Annotated in this window: 15 protein-coding genes; 7 read left to right on the top strand and 8 right to left on the bottom strand. The window is 71.0% G+C overall.

From position 1 onward, the window contains the following. Window positions 1-59: 59 nt before the first annotated feature. The 6 genes from OG488_RS24550 to OG488_RS24525 form a co-directional block, all read right to left on the bottom strand. Window positions 60-1682 carry a peptide ABC transporter substrate-binding protein gene (locus OG488_RS24550; RefSeq protein ID WP_329232501.1) on the bottom strand — a complete coding sequence of 541 codons (1623 nt, stop codon included), beginning with the start codon at window positions 1680-1682 and terminating at the stop codon, window positions 60-62. A 441-nt stretch (window positions 1683-2123) separates the two neighbouring features. After that, entirely contained in the window at window positions 2124-3998 is a 1875-nt protein-coding gene (gene typA / locus OG488_RS24545) for a translational GTPase TypA (RefSeq protein ID WP_329232499.1), read from the bottom strand. A 334-nt stretch (window positions 3999-4332) separates the two neighbouring features. Further along, window positions 4333-6573 (bottom strand): ABC transporter family substrate-binding protein, encoded by a 2241-nt coding sequence (locus OG488_RS24540; protein ID WP_329232498.1) that lies wholly within the window; start codon window positions 6571-6573, stop codon window positions 4333-4335. Window positions 6574-6771: 198 nt separating this feature from the next. Further along, complete coding sequence (locus OG488_RS24535; RefSeq protein ID WP_329232496.1) at window positions 6772-7323, bottom strand: isochorismatase family protein; 552 nt, start codon at window positions 7321-7323, stop codon at window positions 6772-6774. A gap of 47 nt (window positions 7324-7370) precedes the next feature. Continuing rightward, window positions 7371-8762 carry an MFS transporter gene (locus OG488_RS24530; protein WP_329232494.1) on the bottom strand — a complete coding sequence of 464 codons (1392 nt, stop codon included), beginning with the start codon at window positions 8760-8762 and terminating at the stop codon, window positions 7371-7373. A 35-nt stretch (window positions 8763-8797) separates the two neighbouring features. Then, window positions 8798-9265 (bottom strand): MarR family winged helix-turn-helix transcriptional regulator, encoded by a 468-nt coding sequence (locus OG488_RS24525; protein WP_329232491.1) that lies wholly within the window; start codon window positions 9263-9265, stop codon window positions 8798-8800. Between the two features lie 198 nt (window positions 9266-9463). Between OG488_RS24525 and OG488_RS24520 the strand changes: the two genes are divergently transcribed. Then, a complete protein-coding gene (locus tag OG488_RS24520) occupies window positions 9464-10519 on the top strand; it encodes a LacI family DNA-binding transcriptional regulator (RefSeq protein ID WP_329232489.1) in 1056 nt (351 codons plus the stop codon). Window positions 10520-10603: 84 nt separating this feature from the next. Here the strand turns inward: OG488_RS24520 and OG488_RS24515 are convergent, their stop codons facing one another. After that, window positions 10604-11581, bottom strand: a complete 978-nt coding sequence (locus tag OG488_RS24515) for an acetylxylan esterase (protein ID WP_329232488.1) — start codon at window positions 11579-11581, stop codon at window positions 10604-10606. Window positions 11582-11823: 242 nt separating this feature from the next. Here OG488_RS24515 and OG488_RS24510 point away from each other — a divergent pair, with 242 nt between their 5' ends. The 6 genes from OG488_RS24510 (at window position 11824) to OG488_RS24485 (ending at window position 19293) form a co-directional block, all read left to right on the top strand. Next, the gene (locus OG488_RS24510) at window positions 11824-13071 is read left to right on the top strand and encodes a sugar ABC transporter substrate-binding protein (protein WP_329232486.1); all 1248 of its coding nucleotides are present in this window, start codon (window positions 11824-11826) and stop codon (window positions 13069-13071) included. 2 nt (window positions 13072-13073) lie between these two features. Next, window positions 13074-14060 carry a carbohydrate ABC transporter permease gene (locus tag OG488_RS24505; protein WP_329232484.1) on the top strand — a complete coding sequence of 329 codons (987 nt, stop codon included), beginning with the start codon at window positions 13074-13076 and terminating at the stop codon, window positions 14058-14060. Continuing rightward, window positions 14057-14926, top strand: coding sequence for a carbohydrate ABC transporter permease (locus tag OG488_RS24500; protein ID WP_329232482.1), 870 nt, complete (start codon window positions 14057-14059; stop codon window positions 14924-14926). Before OG488_RS24505 ends, OG488_RS24500 begins: the two co-directional genes overlap by 4 nt. A 78-nt stretch (window positions 14927-15004) precedes the next feature. Then, window positions 15005-16207: a glycoside hydrolase family 1 protein gene (locus OG488_RS24495; protein ID WP_329232481.1), complete on the top strand. Its 1203-nt coding sequence runs from the start codon at window positions 15005-15007 to the stop codon at window positions 16205-16207. A 212-nt stretch (window positions 16208-16419) separates the two neighbouring features. Continuing rightward, complete coding sequence (locus tag OG488_RS24490) at window positions 16420-18516, top strand: TPM domain-containing protein (RefSeq protein WP_329238973.1); 2097 nt, start codon at window positions 16420-16422, stop codon at window positions 18514-18516. Window positions 18517-18579: 63 nt separating this feature from the next. Further along, entirely contained in the window at window positions 18580-19293 is a 714-nt protein-coding gene (locus OG488_RS24485) for a PspA/IM30 family protein (RefSeq protein ID WP_329232479.1), read from the top strand. A 46-nt stretch (window positions 19294-19339) separates the two neighbouring features. Here OG488_RS24485 and OG488_RS24480 read toward each other — a convergent pair whose 3' ends face one another. Then, on the bottom strand, window positions 19340-21907 hold the full coding sequence (locus OG488_RS24480; protein WP_329238971.1) for a SpoIIE family protein phosphatase: 2568 nt from the start codon (window positions 21905-21907) through the stop codon (window positions 19340-19342). Window positions 21908-22063: the final 156 nt, after the last annotated feature.

Genomic DNA, 22063 nt, shown 5'->3' with positions numbered 1-22063 from the left:
CCCCCGGGACCTACTGCCTGTGTGGGCGGCTGATGGCCGAGTGGGGCCCTCAGGCGTGGTTACTTCACGGTGACGTCGGTCATGACGTAGTCACCACGGAAGTCGATCGCGACGTTGTCGACGGACTTCGAGTAGCCACCGTTGATCTTGTAGTTCCAGAGCGGGATCGCCGGCATCTTCTCGAGGACGAGCTTCTCCGCGATCTGGTAGTCCTTGATCGCCTCGTCCAGGGAAGCCGCGTTGTCGCCCTTCTTGAACTCCGCGTCGACCTCCTTGTCCGAGAACCGGCCGTTGTTGGCCTCGGCGGTCGTGCCGTACAGCTCCCGCATGAAGTTGACGTTCAGCGGGTAGTCGGCGACCCAGCCACCGCGGTACATCGACTTGACCTGGTCGTTGTCACGCGCTTCCAGGTCGGTCTGGAAGTCCGGCTTGGCGTCCGGCACGCAGTCGACACCGGTCGCGTTGCGGATCGACTCGCAGACCGCGGTCACCCACTCCTTGTGGCCGCCGTCGGCGTTGTACTGGATCCAGATCTTGTTGTCCGGAACGCCGCCGCCTTCCTTGATGAGCGCCTTCGCCTTGGCCGGGTCGAACGTGAAGACGTCCGTGTCCAGCTTCTGGTTACCGGCGACGCCCGGAGGCGTGAAGCTGGTGGCGGGCTCGCGGGTGCCGTTGAGCACGGTCTTGGTGATCGTGGCGCGGTCGATGCCCATCGACAGACCCTGGATGACCTTCGGGTCGATGTCCTTGAAGGTCTTCGAGTAGAAGGTCGGGACCAGCGACTGGACGGCCGCGTAGGGCTCCTCGACCGTGCGGTCACCGAGGTCCTGCTTGTACTTCGGCAGGTCCTTCGGGCCGATCTGGCGGATCATGTCCAGGTTGCCGGAGATCAGGTCCTGGTACGCGGCCTCGACGGTCGCGTAGTTCTTGAACAGGATGCCCTTGTTCTTGGCCTTGTTGGGACCCTGGTAGTCAGGGTTGGCCTTGACCTGGATGAGCTTCTTGTGGTCCCACTTCTCGAAGACGTAGGGACCGTTGCCGACCGGCGCCTGGCCGAACGCCTTGGTGTCCTTGTAGAACACCTCGGGCAGCGGGGCGAAGGTGTAGTAGCCGAGCTTGTACTCGAAGTACGGAACCGGCTTGTCCAGCTCGATCGTGAAGGTGGTGTCGTCCACCGCCTTCAGACCGGACATCTCCTGGGACTTGGGGTCACCCTTCTCCGGGTGGACGTCCGCGTAGCCCTTGATGTCCTCGAACCAGAAGGCGTTCTGCTGGTTGTTCTTGATGTTCGCGTACCAGTTCCACGCCTTGACGTAGGACTCAGCGGTGACCGGGGTGCCGTCGTGGAACTTCCAGCCGGGCTTGAGCTTGACCGTCCACGTCTTGTTGTCGTCCGACTTCACGGACTCCGCGTTCGTGTAGACGATGTTGCCGTCGCCGTCGAACTCCAGCAGCTGGGTGAACAGCGACTGGATGACATAGCTGCCGAGCGACTCGTTGGTGTCGGCCGGGATCAGCGGCTTCTGCGGCTCGCCGACGTCGACGGAGACGTAGCCCGCGGGCTTGCCCTTCTCCTTCGAAGCCGAGTCGCTGCCGTCGTCGTTGCCGCCGCCACAGGCAGTCGCGGCCAGGGCGATGATTGCCGCTCCCGCGACCCACTTGGCGCTCTTGGCACCGCGCATGGGTTTCCTCCTCATGAGTCCACTTTTGACTACAAGAAGGGCACTGGAGAGATCCACCGACACCCCTGACGGCGATCGTTTTCAGTGCCCCGAGTGTGCTCGTGAGTCCGCACTCCCCACAGTGCGCCGACCCATTGACCCGAGCTCAATGGAGCCAACTATTAAGTAACACCGGGCTGTAAACCACACTTAAAGGGTCTCGGTTTGACAACATCGAGAAGCCATGGTTGCCCGAAATCCGGACAAAGTGATCCCAGACAGACACCCCCGAAACGGACCGTTAACACATGTTCCGGAGAGCGACGCACGATATCCGGACACCTCGGTCAGAAAAACGGGTTGACGAAAGGCCCGGACCCCCACAGTGTCTGCGGGGGTCCGGGCCTCATGTCAATGGCTCGTACTGACGGTTCGTCGGCCGGAGCGGACGGTCCGGTCAGGTCAGCCGTTCTTCGCGCGCGAGGCCGAGCGGCCGCGCTGCTTCTGGTCCAGGACGACCTTGCGGATGCGCACGGTCTCCGGGGTCACCTCAATGCACTCGTCGTCGCGGCAGAACTCCAGGGACTGCTCCAGCGACAGCTTGCGGGCGGGCACCACGTTCTCCGTGGTGTCCGCGGAAGCCGCACGCATGTTGGTGAGCTTCTTCTCCTTGGTGATGTTGACGTCCATGTCGTCGGCGCGCGAGTTCTCGCCGATGATCATGCCCTCGTAGACCTCGGTGCCGGCCTCGGTGAAGATGACACCGCGCTCCTGGAGGTTGACCATCGCGAACGGCGTCACGACGCCCGAGCGGTCGGCCACCAGCGAACCGTTGTGGCGCGTGCGCAGCTCGCCGAACCACGGCTCGTGGCCCTCGAACAGGGAGTGCGCGATGCCGGTGCCGCGGGTCTGCGTCAGGAACTCCGTACGGAAGCCGATGAGGCCGCGGGACGGCACGATCCACTCCATGCGGACCCAGCCCGAACCGTGGTTCGTCATCGTCTCCATGCGGCCCTTACGGGTCGCCATGAGCTGCGTGATGGCGCCGAGGTGCTCCTCGGGCGAGTCGATCGTCATGCGCTCGATCGGCTCGTGCGTCTTGCCGTCGACCTGCTTGGTGACGACCTCCGGCTTGCCGACGGTCAGCTCGAAGCCCTCACGGCGCATGGTCTCGACCAGGATGGCCAGGGCGAGCTCACCGCGGCCCTGGACCTCCCACGCGTCGGGACGCTCGGTCTCCAGGACGCGGAGCGAGACGTTACCGATCAGCTCGCGGTCGAGGCGGTCCTTGATCTGACGCGCGGTGACCTTGTGGCCCTTGCCGCCCTTGCCGACGAGCGGCGAGGTGTTCGCGCCGATCGTCATCGAGATGGCCGGCTCGTCGACCGTGATCAGCGGCAGCGCGATCGGGTTCTCGGGGTCGGCCAGGGTCTCGCCGATCATGATGTCCGGGATACCGGCGATCGCGCAGATGTCGCCCGGGCCGGCCTTCTCGGCGGGCTTGCGGGTGAGCGCCTCGGTCATCAGCAGCTCGGTGATGCGGACGTTGGACATCGTGCCGTCGCGCTTGATCCACGCGACGGTCTGGCCCTTGCGCAGCTCGCCCTGCTCCACACGGCAGAGCGCGATACGGCCGAGGAAGTTGTCGGCGTCCAGGTTGGTGACGTGCGCCTGGAGCGGGGCGTCCTCGTCGTACTCCGGGGCCGGGACCGCGGAGAGGATCGTGCTGAAGAACGGCTCCAGGCTGTCGCTGTCCGGCGGGACGCTGCCGTCCTCCGGCTTGGTCAGCGAGGCGACGCCGTCACGGGCACAGGCGTAGACGATCGGGAACTCGATCTGGTCCTCGTCGGCGTCCAAGTCCAGGAAGAGGTCGTACGTCTCGTCGATGACCTCGGCGATCCGGGAGTCCGGGCGGTCCGTCTTGTTGATGCAGAGGATGACCGGCAGCTTGGCCGTCAGCGCCTTGCGGAGCACGAAACGCGTCTGCGGGAGCGGGCCCTCGGACGCGTCGACGAGCAGCACGACCGCGTCCACCATCGAGAGGCCGCGCTCGACCTCACCACCGAAGTCGGCGTGGCCGGGGGTGTCGATGATGTTGATGGTGATGACGTCGCCGCCATCCTTCGGGTGGTACTTGACGGCCGTGTTCTTGGCCAGGATCGTGATGCCCTTCTCACGCTCCAGGTCGTTCGAGTCCATCATGCGTTCGTCGAGGTTCTCGGCGGCGTGCGCGGCGAAGGCGCCCGCCTGCTTGAGCATGGCGTCGACCAGCGTGGTCTTGCCGTGGTCGACGTGGGCGACAATGGCTACGTTACGGATGTCGTGGCGCGTGGGCATGGGTGGCTTGCGCTTCTCTCGGATCGTGGGATCAGGCGTCTCAGTCGGTCTCGAGTCCTCGTACGCCCGCCGGGCGGCACGCCACGGCTAGTCCAATGGTACGGGCCCGATGGGTCCGGGGCTTCCCGGGCCGATCCTGAGAGCCCGGCCACAGCCACAATTCAGCCGATATTCAGCCGGTATTACGTCATCGTCCAGCCGGTGTGCGGCCGGACGGCAAGGGGTGTGGGACAACGAGCGGCCCGGGTCTGGGCGGACACCACCTTGCCCGCCGGGGACTCCGGCGGGCAAGGGAGTTGAGCTGTATCTGAGCTTTGAATACGGCCTTGACCTGCTACTTCTTCCTATTCGCGGGGGAACCTGCCGCTTCACGACCGGTGAAGCCGATGTCCTCGTAACGAGGTGTGGCGAAGCCGAAGGCGCCGATGTTCGCCAGCTTCTTGTCGACGGCGACCAGCTGTGGTCTCTGATACAGCGGAATCGATCCGGCTGCGGCCCAGATCCGTGCGTCGGCCTGCTTCAGGAGGTCCCTGGACGCGTTGGTGTCGAGCTCGGAGACGGCCCGGTCGAAGAGCTGGTCGATGTGGTCCGAACCGACCCGGGTGTAGTTCTGCTCGACGAGCAGCGACCCGTCGGTGGCGGGCTCCGGCTTGGCGAAGATCGGACGGCCGTCGGTCGCCGGGTAGGCGGTGGCGGGCCAGGAGTACAGCGCCAGGTCGTACGCGCCGGACGCGATGTGGTCCTTGAAGTAGCTCTCGTCGTCGACCTTGGTGACCTGCGTGCTGATGCCGATCGAGTCCAGCATCGCGACGATCTTCTCCCCGACGGCGCGCAGCGACTGCGAACCGGGCCCCGAGGGCAGGACGAAGCGGAGGCTCAGCGGCTTGCCGCCCTTGCCGAGCCGGTCCTTGACCGAGGCGGGGGCCGGTGCCGCGGTCCCCGCGGGGGCGTAGGCGCCCGCGGCGCCACCGGGACGCTTGTCCTGGGCGGTGACCTCGGCGTCGCCGGCCGGGCGCTCGCCCGGCTTGTCGTCGCCGACGACGTACGACCCCTCCTCGCGCGAGGCCTTCCCGTCCTTCTCGGCCGCCTTCGCGTCCTTCTCCTCGGCCTCCTTCTTGTCGGTGGCCTTCTCCTCGGCGGCCTTCTTCTCGGTGGCCGCCTTCTTCTCGGCCTCGCTGCCCGCCTTGGTGTCCTCGGTCTTGCGGATCGCCCCGCCCACGGTCCATCCCGCGTCGGCCAGCAGCGCCTGCGCCTCCTTGGTGTCCCGGTCGCCGAGCGCCCCGCTGCCGTCCTTGTAGGCGGGCTGCCCGGCCAGCGCGAGGTGGCTGCCGGGCGGCTTCGCGGGCAGTCCGAGCGGCTTCAGCACCGTGTCGGCGAGCTCCTGCCGGTCCAGGGTGCGGGCGATGGCGCGGCGTACCCGGTCGTCGGAGAGCGGCCCGGACTCACCGTTCAGCGCGAGCTGGGTGTAGGCGGGCTCCAGGGACTTGCGTACGGCGAAACCGCGCAGCTCCTTCTGCTCGGCCGCGTACACGGCGATGGCCTCCCGGCTCTTCTCACGGGCGGCCTGCGCCGTCTCGGCGGCCTCCTCGTCCGAGCCGTGGGCCAGCGCCCAGGAGCGCAGGGCGGAGGCCGGGGTGGTGTCGGCTCCCGGCCCGTGGGCGGGGGGCTGTCCGTTCCCGCCCCGGTAGCGGGCCGCCTGCGCGATGCTGTTCGCGGCGGACGGGTCGATGTCGGCGACGTCCACCGTGCCCTTGGTCAGGGCCTCGGTGCGGTCCTCGGTCCTGACGGCTCGGAAGACCAGGGACTCGAGCTTGGCCTCGTCGCCCCACCAGCGCGGGTTCCGGTCGAGCACGACCGTCCCCTTGGCCTTGCTCACGCTGCGCAGCCGGAAGGGGCCCGCCGTGTTCTTGAGGGTGGTCCGCGCCCCGTCGTTGAAGGTGCCCGGGGAGCCGGTGACCTCCTTCGGGTACAGCGGCGAGAAGAGCGAGCGCCAGTCGGCGTAGGGCTTCGCGAACGTGACCCGGACCTGGAGGTCGTCCTTGCCGCGCTCGATCTTCTCGATCCGCTCGTACCCCGCGTTGCGCGCGGTCCAGAAGGCGGAGTCCTTGCCGCTCAGCGCGCGCCACTGGGCGACGAAGTCCGGGGCGCCGATCTCCCGGCCGTCGCTCCAGACGGCCTGCTGGTCGAGCTTGTAGAGCACGACCTGCTTGGGCTCCTGCTCGATGACCTCGGCCGACTCCAGGTAGTTCGGGTTGAGCCTGGGCTCCCCCCGCGCGTCCATCGGGAAGAGGGTGGGGAGGAGGGCGCCGGTGATCCGCGCGGTCGCGCTGTCGGCGTCCGCCTGGAAGGCGTTGAGGGTGGCGGGGACCGCGTCGATCGCCCAGGTGAGGGTGGAGCCCTCGTCGACCCGGTCGCGGGAGGCCGGGGCGATGTCCTGCGGGACGGCCACCGGGGCGGGGCCCTCGCTGTCCGAGGTGCAGCCCGCCAGTACCGGGATCGTGAGCACACCTGTCGCCAGGAGCGCGACCGAGCGGCGCTTTCGGGCCGTCCCGCGCGGGACGCCGACGTGGGCCATGGCTGATACCTCCGGGGCCGGCCCGGTCCACCCCGTACCGGAAGGGACCGGATGATGCGTTCTGGTGGCATTTGCAGTTGATCGGATTGATCCGCTGATCCACTGAACGCACCTGTACGCGCCGGGGGAGGCAGACGCGGCCGGTGGGGCCGCGGACGTCACCCGAGCGGCCCCGGTCCCGGCACCGGCCCGGCGGCGTCAGCCCAGCAGCTCGATGATCGCCTCGGTGGTGTCGGTCTCGCCGAGCCTCGGGAAGATCTTCTCGACGCTGTTGCCGTGGGCGGCCGCGTCCATGTCGGTGACCGCGTCGGTGGCGACGGTGACGTGGTAGCCGTGCTCGTGGGCGGCGCGGGCGGTGGACTCGACACCGATGCTGGTCGCGACACCGGTCAGCACGACCTGGGTGATGCCGCGGCGGCGCAGTTCGAGGTCCAGTGCCGTGCCGTGGAAGGCGCCCCACTGCTGCTTGGTGACGACGATGTCGCCGTCGTGCGGGCCGAGCTCGGGCACGAGGTCGGCCCAGTCCGCCGCGGGCTTGCCGGCCGGCGCCTTCCCCTCGTTGCGGCCGGGGGCCCCGCCGGTGACGCGGACCAGGAAGACCGGGAGGCCCTTGGCGCGGAAGGCGTCGGCGAGGGCCGCCGAGCGGGCGACGACGTCGCCGGTGGGGTGGGCCGTCGGAAGGGCGACGATGCCCTTCTGCAGGTCGACGACGACGAGTGCGGTGCGGGGGTCCAGGACGGTGGCGGTCATGTGCGTACTCCTTGGGGTGCTGATGTGCTGATGTGCTGGGGGAAAGGTCAGGTGCGGACGCGCAGGGCGCGGTCCGTGAGGGTCAGGACGGCCAGCAGGACGGCCAGCACCACGGAGACCGCCGCCATGAGGTGCAGTCCGGCGTCGGTCGCCGCGTCGGCGTAGGCGAGGGCGATCAGGCTGGACGCCGTGATGGCCCCGATGTACTGGGCGGTGCGCTGGAGCCCGGCCGCCGCGCCGATGCCCTCCTGGGGCGCGTACGCCTGGACGGCCGCCTGGTTGCTCGTCCCGATGAGCCCCTGCGGGGCGCCGAAGCACGCTCCGGCGAACAGCAGGACGGCCAGCGGGGTGCCGTCGGTGAGGAACACCAGGATTCCGGCGCCGGCGGTGAGCAGCAGGCAGGCCGCGGTCAGCGGGGCGCGCAGGCCCTTCGTCCGGGCACCGAGCAGCGAGCAGACGAGCGCCGTGACGGACATGGGCAGCATGAGCAGCCCCGTGTGGCCCGAGGAGAATCCGCGGGCCTCCTCCAGCCACTGCGTGTAGCCGTACATGACGCAGTAGATGAGGAGATAGCTGAGCCCGTGGCGCACGTAGGTGCGCAGCAGGGGGCCGTTGCCCGCCAGCATCCGGATGTCTATGAACGGCTGCGGCGTGCGCAGCTGCCAGCGGATCAGGACGGCCGTCAGCACGGCGAAGGGGGCGAGCAGCCACCACTGCGGGTGGGCGAGGTCGAGCAGGAAGAAGACCAGCAGCGTCAGCGCCGTGGCGAACAGGCCGATGCCGAGGGGGTCCAGGGAGAGCTTCGGCGCACTCCCGTCGGCGGACCGCTCGCGCGGCGGATCGGCGGGGACCCAGAGCAGCGCGGCGCCGAGGGCGAGCAGGGCGATCGGCACGTTGACGGCGAAGATGCCGCGCCAGCCGACGACCGACACGAGCAGCCCGCCGAGGGCGGGGCCGACGGCGGCGCTGCCCAGGGCGGCGAAGGAGAGCCTGGCGAGGACGGGGCGCGGGGTGGGGCGGCCGAGGCGGCGCGACTCGTCGCGCAGGACGGCCATGGCCGCCGGATAGGCGGCGGACGTGCCGACGCCCAGCAGCAGGCGGGAGACGATCAGCGTGCCGAACCCGGGGGCCAGCGCGCCGACCAGCCCGGACGCGATCACGACGACGAGGCCGGCCAGGAAGACCCGCCGCGGGCCGAGGGTGTCGGCGAGCTTGCCGAGGACCGGCTGGGCGACGGCGCTGGCGAGGTAGAGGACGGAGATGAGCCAGGCGGTGTCGGCCGCCCCGATGCCGAAGGAGTGCCCGATGGACACCAGGGCGGTGGAGATCATCGTGGTGTTGAGCGGGTTGAGCAGGGAGCCCATCAGCAGCGGCGCGGTGAGACGCGCGCTGAACCCGGGGCCCGGATCCGCCGGCCCGGCGGGCGGGGTTTCCGCCACCGGTGCGACGGGGCTCAGGTCCGTCCCGTACCGGGTCACTTGTCGACCAGCCGGCCGATGAGCTCGACGGCCTCGGCGAGCGAGCGGCGCTCCGCGCCGTCCAGCTCGGCGGCGATCGCGTCGGCGAGCCAGCTCCGCTTGGCGGCCCGCACGCCCGCCAGCGTGGTGCTTCCCTCCTCGGTGACCGACACGACCGACTTGCGGCCGTCCTCCGGATCGGGTGCGCGGGCGACGAACCCCTGGCTCTCCAGCGCGCCGAGGGTCAGCCGCATCGACTGGGGCCGCACGAGCTCGGCCCGGGCCAGGGCGGCCGTGGTGGCGGGGCCACCGTCCTCGAGCCTGGCGAGGACCGAGCGCTGGGAGGGCGTGAGCAGGCTGTCGGCCGACGAGCTGCGCAGCCGCCTGAGCAGACGGCCGACGACGGCCGAGAGATCCGTGGCCACGCGCTCCGCGCTCGGGTCGCCGGGATGCTGCGACTGAGGGGTCTCGGACGTTTCGGACATGTTCACCACGGTAAAGATGGACAGGGCATCTTGCAAGGCAGCCTGTTCATTATTGGGCAAAGAGCGGATGACGCGCGGAGCGGGGGCCGCTGTTGCCCGTCACCGGGCCCGCGATCTAGGGTGAATGCGCTTTCAGTAGAGGGCCGCCACCCGCAGCAGCGGGTGCTGCGCACGGAGAAGAAGCGGACGGTCGGTCGAGTGAGCGCCCCCACGGTGTACGACGTCGCCGAGCGGTCGGGCGTCTCGATCGCCACGGTGTCCCGGGTCTACCGCAACCCCGACTCCGTGCGCGCCCAGACGCGGGAGAGGGTCCTCCAGGCGGCCCGCGAGCTCGGCTACGTGCCGAGCGGCAACGCCCGGGGCCTGGCCAGTCGCACCACGGGTGTGCTGGGACTCTGCTTCCCCGACTACGCCGATCCGGACGCCGAGGCGGACGCGGAGACCGACAGCGGGGCCGACGACGCGGCGATGCTGTACTCCGACCAGATCATCCGCGGGATGGAGCGGGCGGCGCGCCGCCACGGCTACGCCCTGCTGATCGCCGCCTCCCTGGAGGGCGGGCCGGAGAGCCTCGTCGCGAAGGTCGCGGGGCGGGTGGACGGCTTCGCCGTGCTGGCGCAGACCGTGCCGACCGAGGACCTGGAGGTCATATCGCGCCGGCTCCCGGTGGTGATGCTCGCCGGGCCCCGCGAGATCGACCACCTCGACCACCTCGTCGTCGCGAACGCCGCCGGGGAGCGCGAGCTGGCCCGCCATCTGATCGAGGACCACGGGCTGCGCCGGCTCGCCTTCGTCGGAGGCGAGCCGGACTCCCCCGACGCGGAGGCGCGGTTCCGCGGCTTCCGGGAGGCCTGCCGCGACGCGGGACTGCCGGCCCCCGACGCCCCGGACCTGCGGACCGGGATGATGACCCGGGCCGAGGGCGCCAGGGCGGCCGAGACCCTGCTCGACCGGGGCGCCGAGCGGCCGGACGCGATGCTCTTCGCCAACGACCAGATGGCGGTCGGGGCGCTGCGCGCGCTGGAGCGGCGCGGGGTGCGGGTGCCCGAGGACATCGCCGTGACCGGCTTCGACGGGATCCCCCTGAGCCGGATCGTGCGCCCCTCGCTGACGACCGTGCGGCAGCCCATCCGGCAGCTGGGCGAGCAGGCGGTGGAGTTGCTGGTGCAACGCCTGGCCGATCCGGGCCGCGCCCCGGTCTCCCTGGAGCTGCCCGTCTCCCTGGCCCGCCGCGCGAGCTGCGGCTGCGGCTGATCCCCGGCGGTCCGGAGGCCGCCTCGGAGCCGGATCCGCGTCCCTCGGAGCTGTCGTCCCGGAGCCACTTCCCCCGTAGCCCCCTCAGAGCCACTCCCCGAAGAAGGCCTCGCGTCGCGCGACCAGCCCGGCACTCTCCTCCGCACCGCCCTCATGGGCGAAGTGGCCCGCCCGCAGCACCATCAGCTCCCGGTGCCCCGGCAGCGCGTTGTGCACGGCGAACTGGCCCGGCGGCGGGACCACCGGGTCGAACAGGGCCGCGGCGACCAGCGTCGGCAGCTCCAGGCGCGCCGCGGCTGTCGCCGCGTCGAAGTACCGCAGCACCTCCGTCACCTCGGGGTGCTCGCGGTGATGGGCGCGTACGGACTCACCGCTGCCGACGCCGGGCAGGGTGAGCCGCAGCGGGTGGCTGCCGAAGGTCGGCACGGTGAGCTGCGCGGCGCCGAACCGCTCGTCCCAGGGCAGCGCCAGGGCGCCGAGCCCGCCGCCGAGGCTCTCGCCGAGGTAGCCGAGACGGCCGGGGCCTGCGAGGCCGGGCAGCAGCTCCTGGAGCGCCGACGCCGCGCACCACAGGTCGGCCACGCAGTCGCCGATGACGTAGGTGTCGCGCGAACCGATGCCGTGCAGGACGTGCGTCCCGGCCTCGTCCGGGACGCCTGGCAGCCGGCTCCGGGAGCCCATGCCGCGTACGCAGGGCAGGATCGCGGCGGACCCGGGGAGCGGCAGCGGCACGTCGGGCCCGGCGGACTGCCGGCCGCCGTAGCCGTGTCCGATGACGAAGCCGTGCTCCGCCGGGCCCTCTGCGGGCAGCGCGAGCCAGCCCCCGAGGCGTACGCCTCCGACGGACGTGAAGGTCACGCCGTGCACCCGGACCCCGCCACGCTCCTCCTCGGCCGGGCCCACCTCGGGAGCGGTCGTGACCGCGCGGGCCTCACGGTGACGTGCCCTCCAGAACGGCTCGAAGTCCGCGGGGGCGTCGTCGGGCGCCGGTATCCGCAGCAGGTCGTCGAGCGTCCGGCCGTAGGCGGGGTCGAAGGGGTGGTCGTGCGCGAACGAAGCCATGGCCAGGACAGTAATCGGCCACTGAGTGACCTCCGAATTCCGCCAAACATGCGGAATCGGTCACATCCACTTCAAATCCGCAAACGGTGTGCTTACGGTGCCACGACCGGTCCTCCAGGTGTCGAGCACGTTGCACGAGTGTGACCCAGCACCCCCTTGCGGATTCCCGAGCGACTGCCGCAGAGTGATGTATGCGCTTACAGGCAGCGCATACATTCGGATTGCTCGAGGAGGAGCCCTCCATGTCCCGCACCGCCAGAACCGCCTCCGCCGCCGTCACCGTGGCGCTCGCCCTCGGCCTCTCCGCCTGCGGGAGCTCCGGCGGTGACGACGTCGCCGCGGACGCGAAGCAGACGCTCACCGTCTGGGCCATGGGGGCCGAGGGCGAGAAGCTCGCGGAGGTGGCCGACGTGTACGAGAAGGCCAACCCCAACGTCACCGTGAAGGTGACCCCGGTCGGCTGGGACGTCGCCCACCAGAAGCTCGTCTCCGCCGCCGCGGCCGGCACCATGCCGGACGTGGCACAGATGGGCGGCAGCTACATGGGAGAGTTCGCCGAGCTCGGCGTGCTGGAGCCGGTCGACACCAGGACCTTCGACAAGAAGGACTTCTTCCCCGCCGGCTGGGACCAGGGCGAGGTGGACGGCACCGCGTACGGCGTGCCGTGGTACGTCGACACCCGGGTCCTCTACTACCGCACCGACCTCGCGAAGAAGGCCGGCGTCGACAAGGCGCCCGCCGACTGGCAGGAGATGCGGGACCTGGCGGCCGCGTACCAGGAGAAGGCCGGCACCACGTGGGGCCTGTCCATCCAGCCCAGCGGCCTGGACACGGTGCAGAGCTTCTACTCCTTCCTCTACTCCGCCGGCGGCACGATCCTCGACGACGAGGGCAAGGCGGCCGTCGACAGCCCCGAGGCGGTCAGGGCGCTCAAGGAGTACGGCACGTACTTCGAGAAGGGCCTCTCCGACACGTCGCTGCAGCCGGGCTACGACGTCGTGAAGGACTTCGGCAACGGCCGGGTCCCCATGTTCTTCGGCGGCCCCTGGCACGTCACCCTGCTGAACGAGGGCCAGCCGCAGATCAAGGGCAAGTGGGCCGTGGCCCCCGTCCCGGCGGACAGGACCTCCGCCTCCATGGCGGGCGGCTCCTCCCTGGTGGTCTCCAAGGACAGTGAACACAAGGCCGCGGCCACCGAGTTCGTCAAGTACCTCACGGACACCGAGGGCCAGGCCGACTGGTACGAGCGCACCAAGGACCTCCCCGCGAACACCGCGGCCTGGGACTCCGGGAAGCTTGCGGACGACGCGAATCTGCAGGTCTTCAAGAAGCAGATGGACACCGCCAAGTCCTCGCCGGCCACGGCACGGCTGACGGAGATCACCGACAAGGTCGACCAGGCGATCGCGAAGGTGACGCAGGGGAAGGCCTCCGCCGAGGACGCGCTGAAGACCGCGCAGTCCGAGATCGAAGGCCTCGTGGAGCAGTAGCCATGGGCACCACGACCTCGACGGCCGCGCAGCCGGCCACGCCGAAGGACGGTCCCGGGGCGCTCCCGCCCCGGGCCGGCCGGGACGGGCGGCGGAGCGGGAAGCGCTCGATGGGCGTGCAGAACGCGGCGGGCTGGCTGTTCTCCATGCCCTTCCTCGTCCTGTTCACCGTCTTCATGGCGTTCCCGATCCTCGCCACGCTGCTGATGAGCTTCACCGACTTCGGGCTGCGCAACGTCACGCGCCCCTGGGAAGCGAACTTCATCGGCTTCGAGAACTACACCGAACTGTTCGGTGACGAGAAGTTCCTGAAGTCGCTCTTCAACACGGCGTACTTCGTCGTGGTGGGCGTCCCGCTCACGATCGCGATCGGGCTGGTCGTCGCCGTACTGCTGAACAACGGCATCGACCGGGCGCGGACCTTCTTCCGGGTCGGCTTCTACGCCCCGGTGGTCACGACGATCGTGGCCGTCGCCGTGGTGTGGCGCTTCGTGCTGGACCCGAGCGACGGGCTGATCGCGGGCCTCTTCTCCGAAGTGGGCCTCACCGCGCCGGACTTCCTCGGCTCCGAGGCGCTGGCGATGCCCTCGATGATCGCGATGGCCGTCTGGCGCAACGTGGGCACGGTCATGGTGCTCTTCATCGCCGGTCTGCAGGCCATCCCCACCGAGGTCCGGGAGGCCGCGCGCCTCGACGGCGCCGGGATGTGGCAGGAGTTCCGGGGGATCACGGTGCCGTTGCTGCGGCCGACGCTCCTCTACGCCACGGTGATCACGACCATCGGCTACCTCAACGTCTTCGAGGAGCCCTTCGTGATGACCCAGGGCGGCCCCTCCGACTCCACGCTGACCGTGTCGCTGAACATGTACCGCGAGGGCTTCAACTTCTTCCACATGGGCTACGCGAGCGCCATGGCGTACGTGCTCTTCGTGGTGATCATGGGCATCACGGTGCTGCAGCTCCGACTGCTGAAGGACAACACCAAATGACCGTCGGCCGAGCCCCCGCACGGACGGCGCCCACGGGCACGTCCCGGAACCTGAAGCGTCCTCTGGTCTACGTCCTGCTCTCGCTGGGACTGCTGGTCATGTCGGCGCCGTTCCTCTGGATGGCCGTGTCGTCCTTCAAGACGACGAGCGACCTCTCGGCCAGTCCCCCGGTGTGGATCCCCACCGAGTGGACCCTGGAGAACTTCCGGCAGCTCCTCGACAAGCTGGACCTGCCGCTGTACTTCATGAACTCCGTGATCGTGGCGGTGCTGGTCACCGTCTCGAACCTGGTCTTCTGCTCGATGCTCGGGTACGCCCTGGCCAAGCTGAGGTTCGTCGGCCGCGACAAGATCTTCGGGGTGGTCCTGGGCGCCCTGATGGTGCCCGGGAACCTGATGCTGCTGCCGCTGTTCGTGCTGATGAGCAAGTTGAAGCTGATCGACTCGTACGCCGGCCTGGTGCTGCCCTTCGCCGCCGGGGCCTTCGGGGTCTTCCTGATGCGGCAGTTCATGCAGTCGATCCCGGACGAGCTGCTGGAGGCGGCCCGGATGGACGGCGCCGGCGAGTGGTACATCTTCTGGCGGATCGTCATGCCGCTGGTGAAGCCCGCTCTCGCGACGCTCTCGATCTTCACCTTCCTCGGCTCCTGGAACAACTTCGTCTGGCCGCTGATCGCGACCAACGACCCCGGCAAGTACACGCTCCCGGTGGCCCTGGCGACCTTCGCCACCGACCCCAACAAGGCGGGCGGTTCCAACGGCATGCTGATGGCCGGGGCCTTCCTGGTCGTACTGCCGGTACTGATCCTCTTCATCGCCCTGCAGCGGCACTTCACCCAGGGCATCGCCACGGCCGGCATGAAGTAGCCCGCCCGCCCGGTACGCACACGAGGCCGCACCCCGCGCCGCGGCCGCGCCCCTCCACGCACAGAAAGACACTCCGCGATGACGCACGCCCCTGTCCCGTTCCCCGAAGGCTTCCTGTGGGGGGCCTCCACGGCCGCCCACCAGATCGAGGGCAACAACACCAACAGCGACTGGTGGGTCAAGGAGCACTCCGCCGGCACCCACATCCAGGAACCCAGCCTGGACGCCTGCGACAGCTACCACCGGTGGTCCGAGGACATGGACCTGCTGGCCTCCCTCGGCTTCACCGACTACCGCTTCTCGATCGAGTGGGCGCGTATCGAGCCCGCCGAGGGCCGGTTCTCCCGTGCCGAGCTTGCGCACTACCGCCGCATGGTCGAGGGTGCGATCGCCCGCGGGCTGCGCCCGATGGTCACGCTGCACCACTTCACGGTGCCGCAGTGGTTCGAGGCGCGCGGCGGCTGGACCGCGGACGGCGCCACCGAGCTGTTCGCCCGGTACGTGGCGGCCTGCGCGCCGGTGATCTCCGAGGGCGTCAGCCATGTCTGCACGATCAACGAGCCGAACATGATCGCCGTCATGGCCGGCCAGGCGAAGCGCGGCGACATCGGCTTCCCGCCCGCCGGGCTGCCCACCCCGGACGACGAGACCACCGAGGCGGTCATCGCCGCGCACCACGCGGCGGTGAAGGAGGTCCGGGCGATCGACGCCGGGATCCAGGTCGGCTGGACCATCGCCAACCAGGTCTACCAGGCCCGCCCGGGAGCCGAGGAGGTCACCGCCGCCTACCGGTGGCCGCGCGAGGACGTCTTCATCGAGGCCGCCCGGGGCGACGACTGGATCGGCGTCCAGTCCTACACCCGCACGGAGATCGGCGCCGACGGCCCGGTCCCCGCGTCCGACGACGTCGAGCGGACGCTGACGCAGTGGGAGTACTACCCCGCCGCCGTCGGGCACGCCCTGCGCCACACCGCCGAGGTCATCGGCACCGGCATGCCGCTGATCGTCACGGAGAACGGCATCGCCACCTCCGACGACACCCGCCGCGTCGCCTACTACACGGGCGCGCTGAACGAGGTCGCCTCCGCGATCGAGGACGGGCTGAACGTCCAGGGCTACCTGGCGTGGAGCGCCCTCGACAACTACGAGTGGGGCTCGTTCCGGCCGACGTTCGGCCTGATCGGCATCGACTGGGAGACCTTCGAGCGGACCGCGCGCCCCTCGGCCGAGTGGCTGGGCTCCCTCGGCCGCACCCGCGAACTGCCCCGCACCGCCGGCTGAGACCGGCCCCCTGACAGGGATCGCCTGACGGCTCCCTGCGGTACGGGAGCCGCCGTCCCCTGACCGGCGGCGGCTCCCGCACCGCGCCCCCGCACCACCCTCCGCACTTCCGCGGCGCCGCGCCCCCCGCCGCCCCTCCACCGGCCGGGTCGCGGGCGGACGAAGGCGGACATAGCCTCCCAGATGTGACGCCGCCAGCGAGCCGTACCGGGATGTCCCGGCCTTCGATACCCGGCAGGATCCTCGTCGCCGCCCTGACGGCGGTGCTCTGGATCTCCCTGCCGGGCGGCCGGGACGCCCGGGCCGAGGACCCGGTCGCCCTCTCCCGTGACGGGCAGATCACCGACAAGGTGCGGGCGCTCGGCGACCGCGAGCCACAGGTGGAAGCCGCCCTCGACCGCCTGTTCGAAGAGCGGCAGGTGCAGCTGTTCGTGGCGTACGTCCGTGACTTCTCCGGCCGCGACGCCCAGACCTGGACCGACGAGACCGCGAACCGCAACGGCCTCGGCCAGGAGGACGTGCTGCTGGCGGTGGCCACGCACGACCGGCAGTACGCCTACTCCGTCGACCAGGGGTCGCGGCTCACCGACGCCCAGCTCCGGGACGTGGCGAGGACGGCCGTCGAACCGGCTCTCCGGCAGAACGACTGGGCCGGGGCCGCGATCGGTGCCGCCGACGGCTACGCGGCGGTCCTCGCCGGCGATCCCGTGCCGGCCCCCGCCGTCACCCCGGGCGCGGCGGACCCCGGAGGCACCGACGGCGGCGCGTCGGTGAATCTGATCGTGCCGCTGGCCGTGGTCGCCGTCGCGGGCGCGGTCGCGTTCCTCGCCTTCACCCGCCGCAGACGGCGTACGGCGACCCGGACGACCCCGGCGGCCGGCGGCTGGGGCCGTGGGGGCGGAGCGGCGGCCGAGCCCGCGGTCCCGCTGCCGGAGCTCGACGCGCGGGCGAGGGAGGACCTGGTCGACACGGACGACTCCGTGCGCACCAGCGAGGAGGAGCTCGGCTTCGCGACGGCCCAGTTCGGCGAGGAGGCCGCCGCCCCGTTCGCCGAGGCCGTCGCGCACGCCAAGAGCGAGCTGACGGCCGCGTTCCGGGTGCGGCAGCAGCTGGACGACGCCTTCCCCGAGGACGACACGGAACGGCGCCGCATGCTCGACGAGATCGTCAGCCGCTGCGCGGACGCCAACGGGCGTCTGGACGCCGTGTCGGAGGACTTCGACCGGCTGCGGGCACTCGAACAGACGGCGCCCCGGGCCGTGAGCACCGCCGAGACTACCTTCCGCGAGCTGATCGCCCGTGTCTCCGCCACGGAGACGGCCCTCGCCACGATGCGCGAACGGTACGCGGAGTCGGCCACCGCTCCGGCTGCCGGGGACATCGAACAGGCCAAGGACCGGCTGGTCTTCACCACCTCCACCCTCAACCAGGCCCGCCAGGCCGTGGACAGCGGGAACAACTCCGAGGCCGCGGTGTACGTCCGTGCCGCCGAGGGAGCCATCAAGCAGGTCTCCACCCTGGTGGACGGCGTCGACCGGCGGGCCGGTGAGCTGGCCGAGGCGGCGGGGAAGCTGCCGGGCGCGCTCACCGAGACGGAGACGGACCTGGCCGACGCCAGGGGGCTGCTCGACGGCACCCCGGAGGGTGTGCCGACCGCGGACCTGCGGGGCAGGGTCGCCCGCGCCGAGGCGGTGGTCGCGGACGTGAGGGGCGAGACGGCCTCCGGACCGTACGACCCCGTCGACGCGCTGCGCAGGGTGGAGGAGGTGGACGCGACCCTGGACGAGGCGCTCACCGGGGCACGCGAGCAGGAGCACGGCGATCAGCGGGCCCGTTCGCTCCTCGACCGGGCCATGCTCACCGCCCGGGCGGCGATCGGCGCGGCCGCCGACCACATCACCACCAACCGGGGAGCGGTCGGCAGCCAGGCGCGCACCCGGCTCGCGGAGGCCCAGCGGCGCTGGGAGAGAGCCGGGCAGCTGTCGGAGGCCGGCGACCCCCAGGCCGCCCTGGCCGAGGCGCAGCAGGCGGACGCGCTGGCGGCGCAGGCGCGGAGCCTCGCCGAGCAGGACGTACGCGACTACCGCGACCGGAGCGGCTTCGGCGGCCCGCGCGGCGGGGGCGGGGCGGGCGGCGCCGTGCTGGGCGGGATCATCCTCGGCGGGCTGCTGGGCGGGGGGCGCGGCGGTGGCACGCGAGGAGGCTTCGGCGGCGGATTCGGCGGTTCCGGGGGCGGGTTCGGAGGGGGACCGGGCAGCTTCGGCGGCGGGGGGACCCGCGGCCGGCGGGGCGGCGGGGGCCGCTTCTGAGGGCGCGCGTCCGCCGGCGTCACCGGCTCACGTACGACGAGATCCCGCACAAGGAGAGGTGTCATGAGCAAGCAGACCGTCCTCGGCCGCGTCACCCAGCTGGCGCGGGCCAACATCAACGCCCTGATCGACCAGGCGGAGGACCCGCAGAAGATGCTGGACCAGCTGATCCGCGACTACACGGACAACATCGCGGAGGCCGAGCAGGCGGTGGCCGCCACCATCGGCAACCTGCGGCTGATGGAGGAGGACCACCGGGAGGACGTCGACGCGGCCAGGGAGTGGGGCCGGAAGGCACTGGCCGCCAGCAGGAAGGCCGACGAGCTGCGGGCCGCCGCGGCGGGCGCGGAGGCCGACACGTTCGACAACCTCGCGAAGGTGGCCCTGGGACGGCAGCTCCGGTCGGAGCAGGAGGCGAAGACGGCCGAGCCGACGATCGCGTCGCAGACCGTGGTGGTGGACAAGCTGAAGTCGGGCCTGGACCAGATGAAGGAGAAGCTCACGCAGCTGAAGTCCAAGCGGGACGAACTGGTCGCGCGCGCCGCGTCCGCCCGGGCGCAGAACCGGATGATGGACGCGGTCAAGAGCATCGACGTCATGGACCCGACGAGCGAGCTCGGCCGCTTCGAGGACAAGGTGCGGCGCGAGGAGGCGAGGGCGGTGGGCAAGCAGGAACTCGCCGCGTCGTCCCTGGACGCCCAGTTCGAGCAGCTGGACAGCCTCGGAGACAGCGCGGAGATCGAGGCCCGGCTCGCCGCCCTCAAGTCCGCCTCGTGAGCGGAGCCCGCTCCGGAGGGCGGCCGGGACGTCCGCGCACGCCCGGTCAGTACATGCTCAGCAACTGCTCCACGGAGAGTTCCGCGGCGGGCTCTCCGTCGGGCAGCGCCAGCTCGAACCAGACCGTCTTGCCGCGCGGGGTGCGGCGCGAGCCCCAGGCCGCGCTGAGCAGCCCGACCAGTTGCAGTCCACGCCCGCCCTCGTCCGTGTCGCGTGCGCGCCGGCGCCGCGGCTGGACGAGGCCCGCGTCCCAGACCTCGCAGACGAGCGTGCGGTCACGGAGCAGCCTGAGGCGTATCTCGCCCTCGCCGTAGCGCAGGGCGTTGGTGACGAGTTCACTGACGAGCAGCTCGGTGGTGTCCACCAGGTCGTCCAGGCCCCAGGCGGTGAGCTGGTCGCGGGCCAGCTCCCGTGCGCGGGCGACGGAACGCAGCTCACGGGAGAGCCGCCAGTCCCCCACGGCGTCCGGTGCCAGGCCCTGGATACGGGCCATCAGCAGGGCGATGTCGTCCTCGCCGTGCCGGGTGTCGAGTGTCGTCAGCACGTGGTCGCAGACGTCCTCGAGCGGCTGGGACGGCTCGGCGAGGGCGTGCCGGAACGCGTCGAGGCCCTCGTCCAGCGGGTGGTCGCGGGACTCGACGAGCCCGTCGGTGTAGAGGGCGAGGAGGGACCCCTCCTTGAGCTCCACCTCGACCTCCTCGAAGGGTTCGCCGCCGACGCCGAGCGGCATGCCCGGCGGTACGTCCAGGAGCAGGGCGGGCTCGCCCGGCTCGGCGACCACCGGCGGGAGGTGCCCGGCGTTGGCGAAGGTGCACCGCCGGGTGACCGGGTCGTACACCGCGTACACGCAGGTCGCCAGGTAGACCTCGGAGAGGTCGGCCTCGCGCGACTTGTGGGCGGCCCGCGAGGGCCACTGGGCGCCGCCGCCCGCGCCGAAGCCGTCGCTCCGCTCGCCGCCGCCGGGGGTGCCGAGACCGCGCGCCACCTCGTCCAGGGCGGAGAGCACCTCGGCGGGTTCCAGGTCCAGGAGGGCCAGCGTGCGTACGGCGGTGCGCAGTTCGCCCATGGCGACGGCGGCCCGCAGTCCACGGCCCATCACGTCGCCGACGACCAGGGCCGTGCGGTGTCCGGGGAGCTCGATCACGTCGAACCAGTCGCCGCCGACCTCGGTGGCCGTGTTGCCCGGGAGGTAGCGGCAGGCGATGTCGAGGCCCGCCGCCTCGGGATCGCCGGGCGGGAGCAGACTCCGCTGGAGGATCAGCGCCCGCTCGTGTTCTCGGCGGTAGAGGCGGGCGTTGTCGATGCAGACCGCGGCGCGGGCCGCGAGCTCGGTGGCCAGGGCGCGGTCCCGCTCGCCGAAGGGCTCGCTGCCCTTGGTGCGGGAGAACTGGACGAGGCCGACGACGATGTCGTGCGCGACCATCGGCACGGCGAGGGTGGAGTGGACGAACCCGCGCTCGTCCCCCGGCACGTCCTCGACGCGCCCGGTGCGCAGGGCGACGGCGCAGGGGGAGTGGAAGGGGTAGCGGTGGACCGAGCCGAGAGCGGGCTGCCCCGAGTCCCCGGCGTCGGCGCCGACACCGGGGAGGACACCGGGCAGGGCGTCGGACACGGCGCTGGCATGGGCCACCCGGCGCAGCTCCGCCGAGCCGGTGCCGGACTCCTGATGGTGCCTGCCCCAGCTGGCGGGTGAGGCCTCCTCACCGGTGAGCAGCCCCTGGTACAGGTCGACGGAGGCGAGGTCGCAGAAGCCGGGCACGGCGACGTCGAGCAGTTCCCGGGCGGTGGTCTCCAGGTCGAGGGAGTTGCCGATGCGCGCGCTGGCCTCGTTGAGCAGGGCGAGGTTGCGCCGGGCGCTGGCCGCCTCACGGGCGGCGATGTGCCGTTGCGTGACGTCGGTGGCGAGTCCGGCGATGCCGACGGGGCGCCCGGATCCGCTGTGCACCCGGTAGAGGTTCATGGACCAGTGACGCCGGCCCAGGGAGCCGGGCGGGGTGCCGACGAGCTGGAGGTCGGTGACCGCCTCGCCGGTCTCCAGCACCCGCTCGAGGGTGGCGGAGAGACGCTCGGCCTCGGGGCGGGCCAGGTAGTCCTCCACGGTGCGGCCCCGATGGTCGTCGGCCTCGCCCCCGAAGACGGTGGCGAAGCGCTTGTTGGCCCGCACGACGGCGAAATCGGTACCGAAGAGGACGAAACCGAAGGGAGATTGACCGAAAATCGCCTGCGAGGCGGCGAGGTCCGTCTCGATGCGGCGCAGCGCTCTGACATCCACGACGATACAGAGGGCGGCGCGCTCACCGGCTCCCGTCTCGCTCGGCATGACATAGATCTCGGCGAGACCGCGGACCGCGTTCTCGCCCGGGATCCGGAACGGGACGAGGCCCGTCCACTCCTTGCCGTCGAGTATCTCGCCGACCCGCCTGTGGGCGTCCGGGCGCAGTTCGGCGGGCATGAACGCCTCGACCGGGTCCCTGCCCACCACCTCGTCGGAGGCCATGCCGAAGAGACCGGCGGCCCGCCGGCTCCACTGCTCGATCAGCCCGTCGGGCCCGATCGAGAATGAGGCGACCCTGATGTAGTCATAGATCGAGCCAGGCGGGCTGCTCTGCCACATGACGTCGCCCGCTGTCCCAGGTATCTCGCTCACGCGACCGTCCCCTCCAGCTCACACACCGGACCGGTCCTGCCCGCAGTATTCAGCACTACGGGCCCCACCGGCACGGCGTTCACGATCACAGCACGGTCTCAGTCCCTTTCAGCCAGGTTCTGC

This window comes from Streptomyces sp. NBC_01460 (assembly GCF_036227405.1).
Lineage (GTDB): Bacteria > Actinomycetota > Actinomycetes > Streptomycetales > Streptomycetaceae > Streptomyces.
This window is presented reverse-complemented; position numbering and strand designations above follow the sequence as displayed.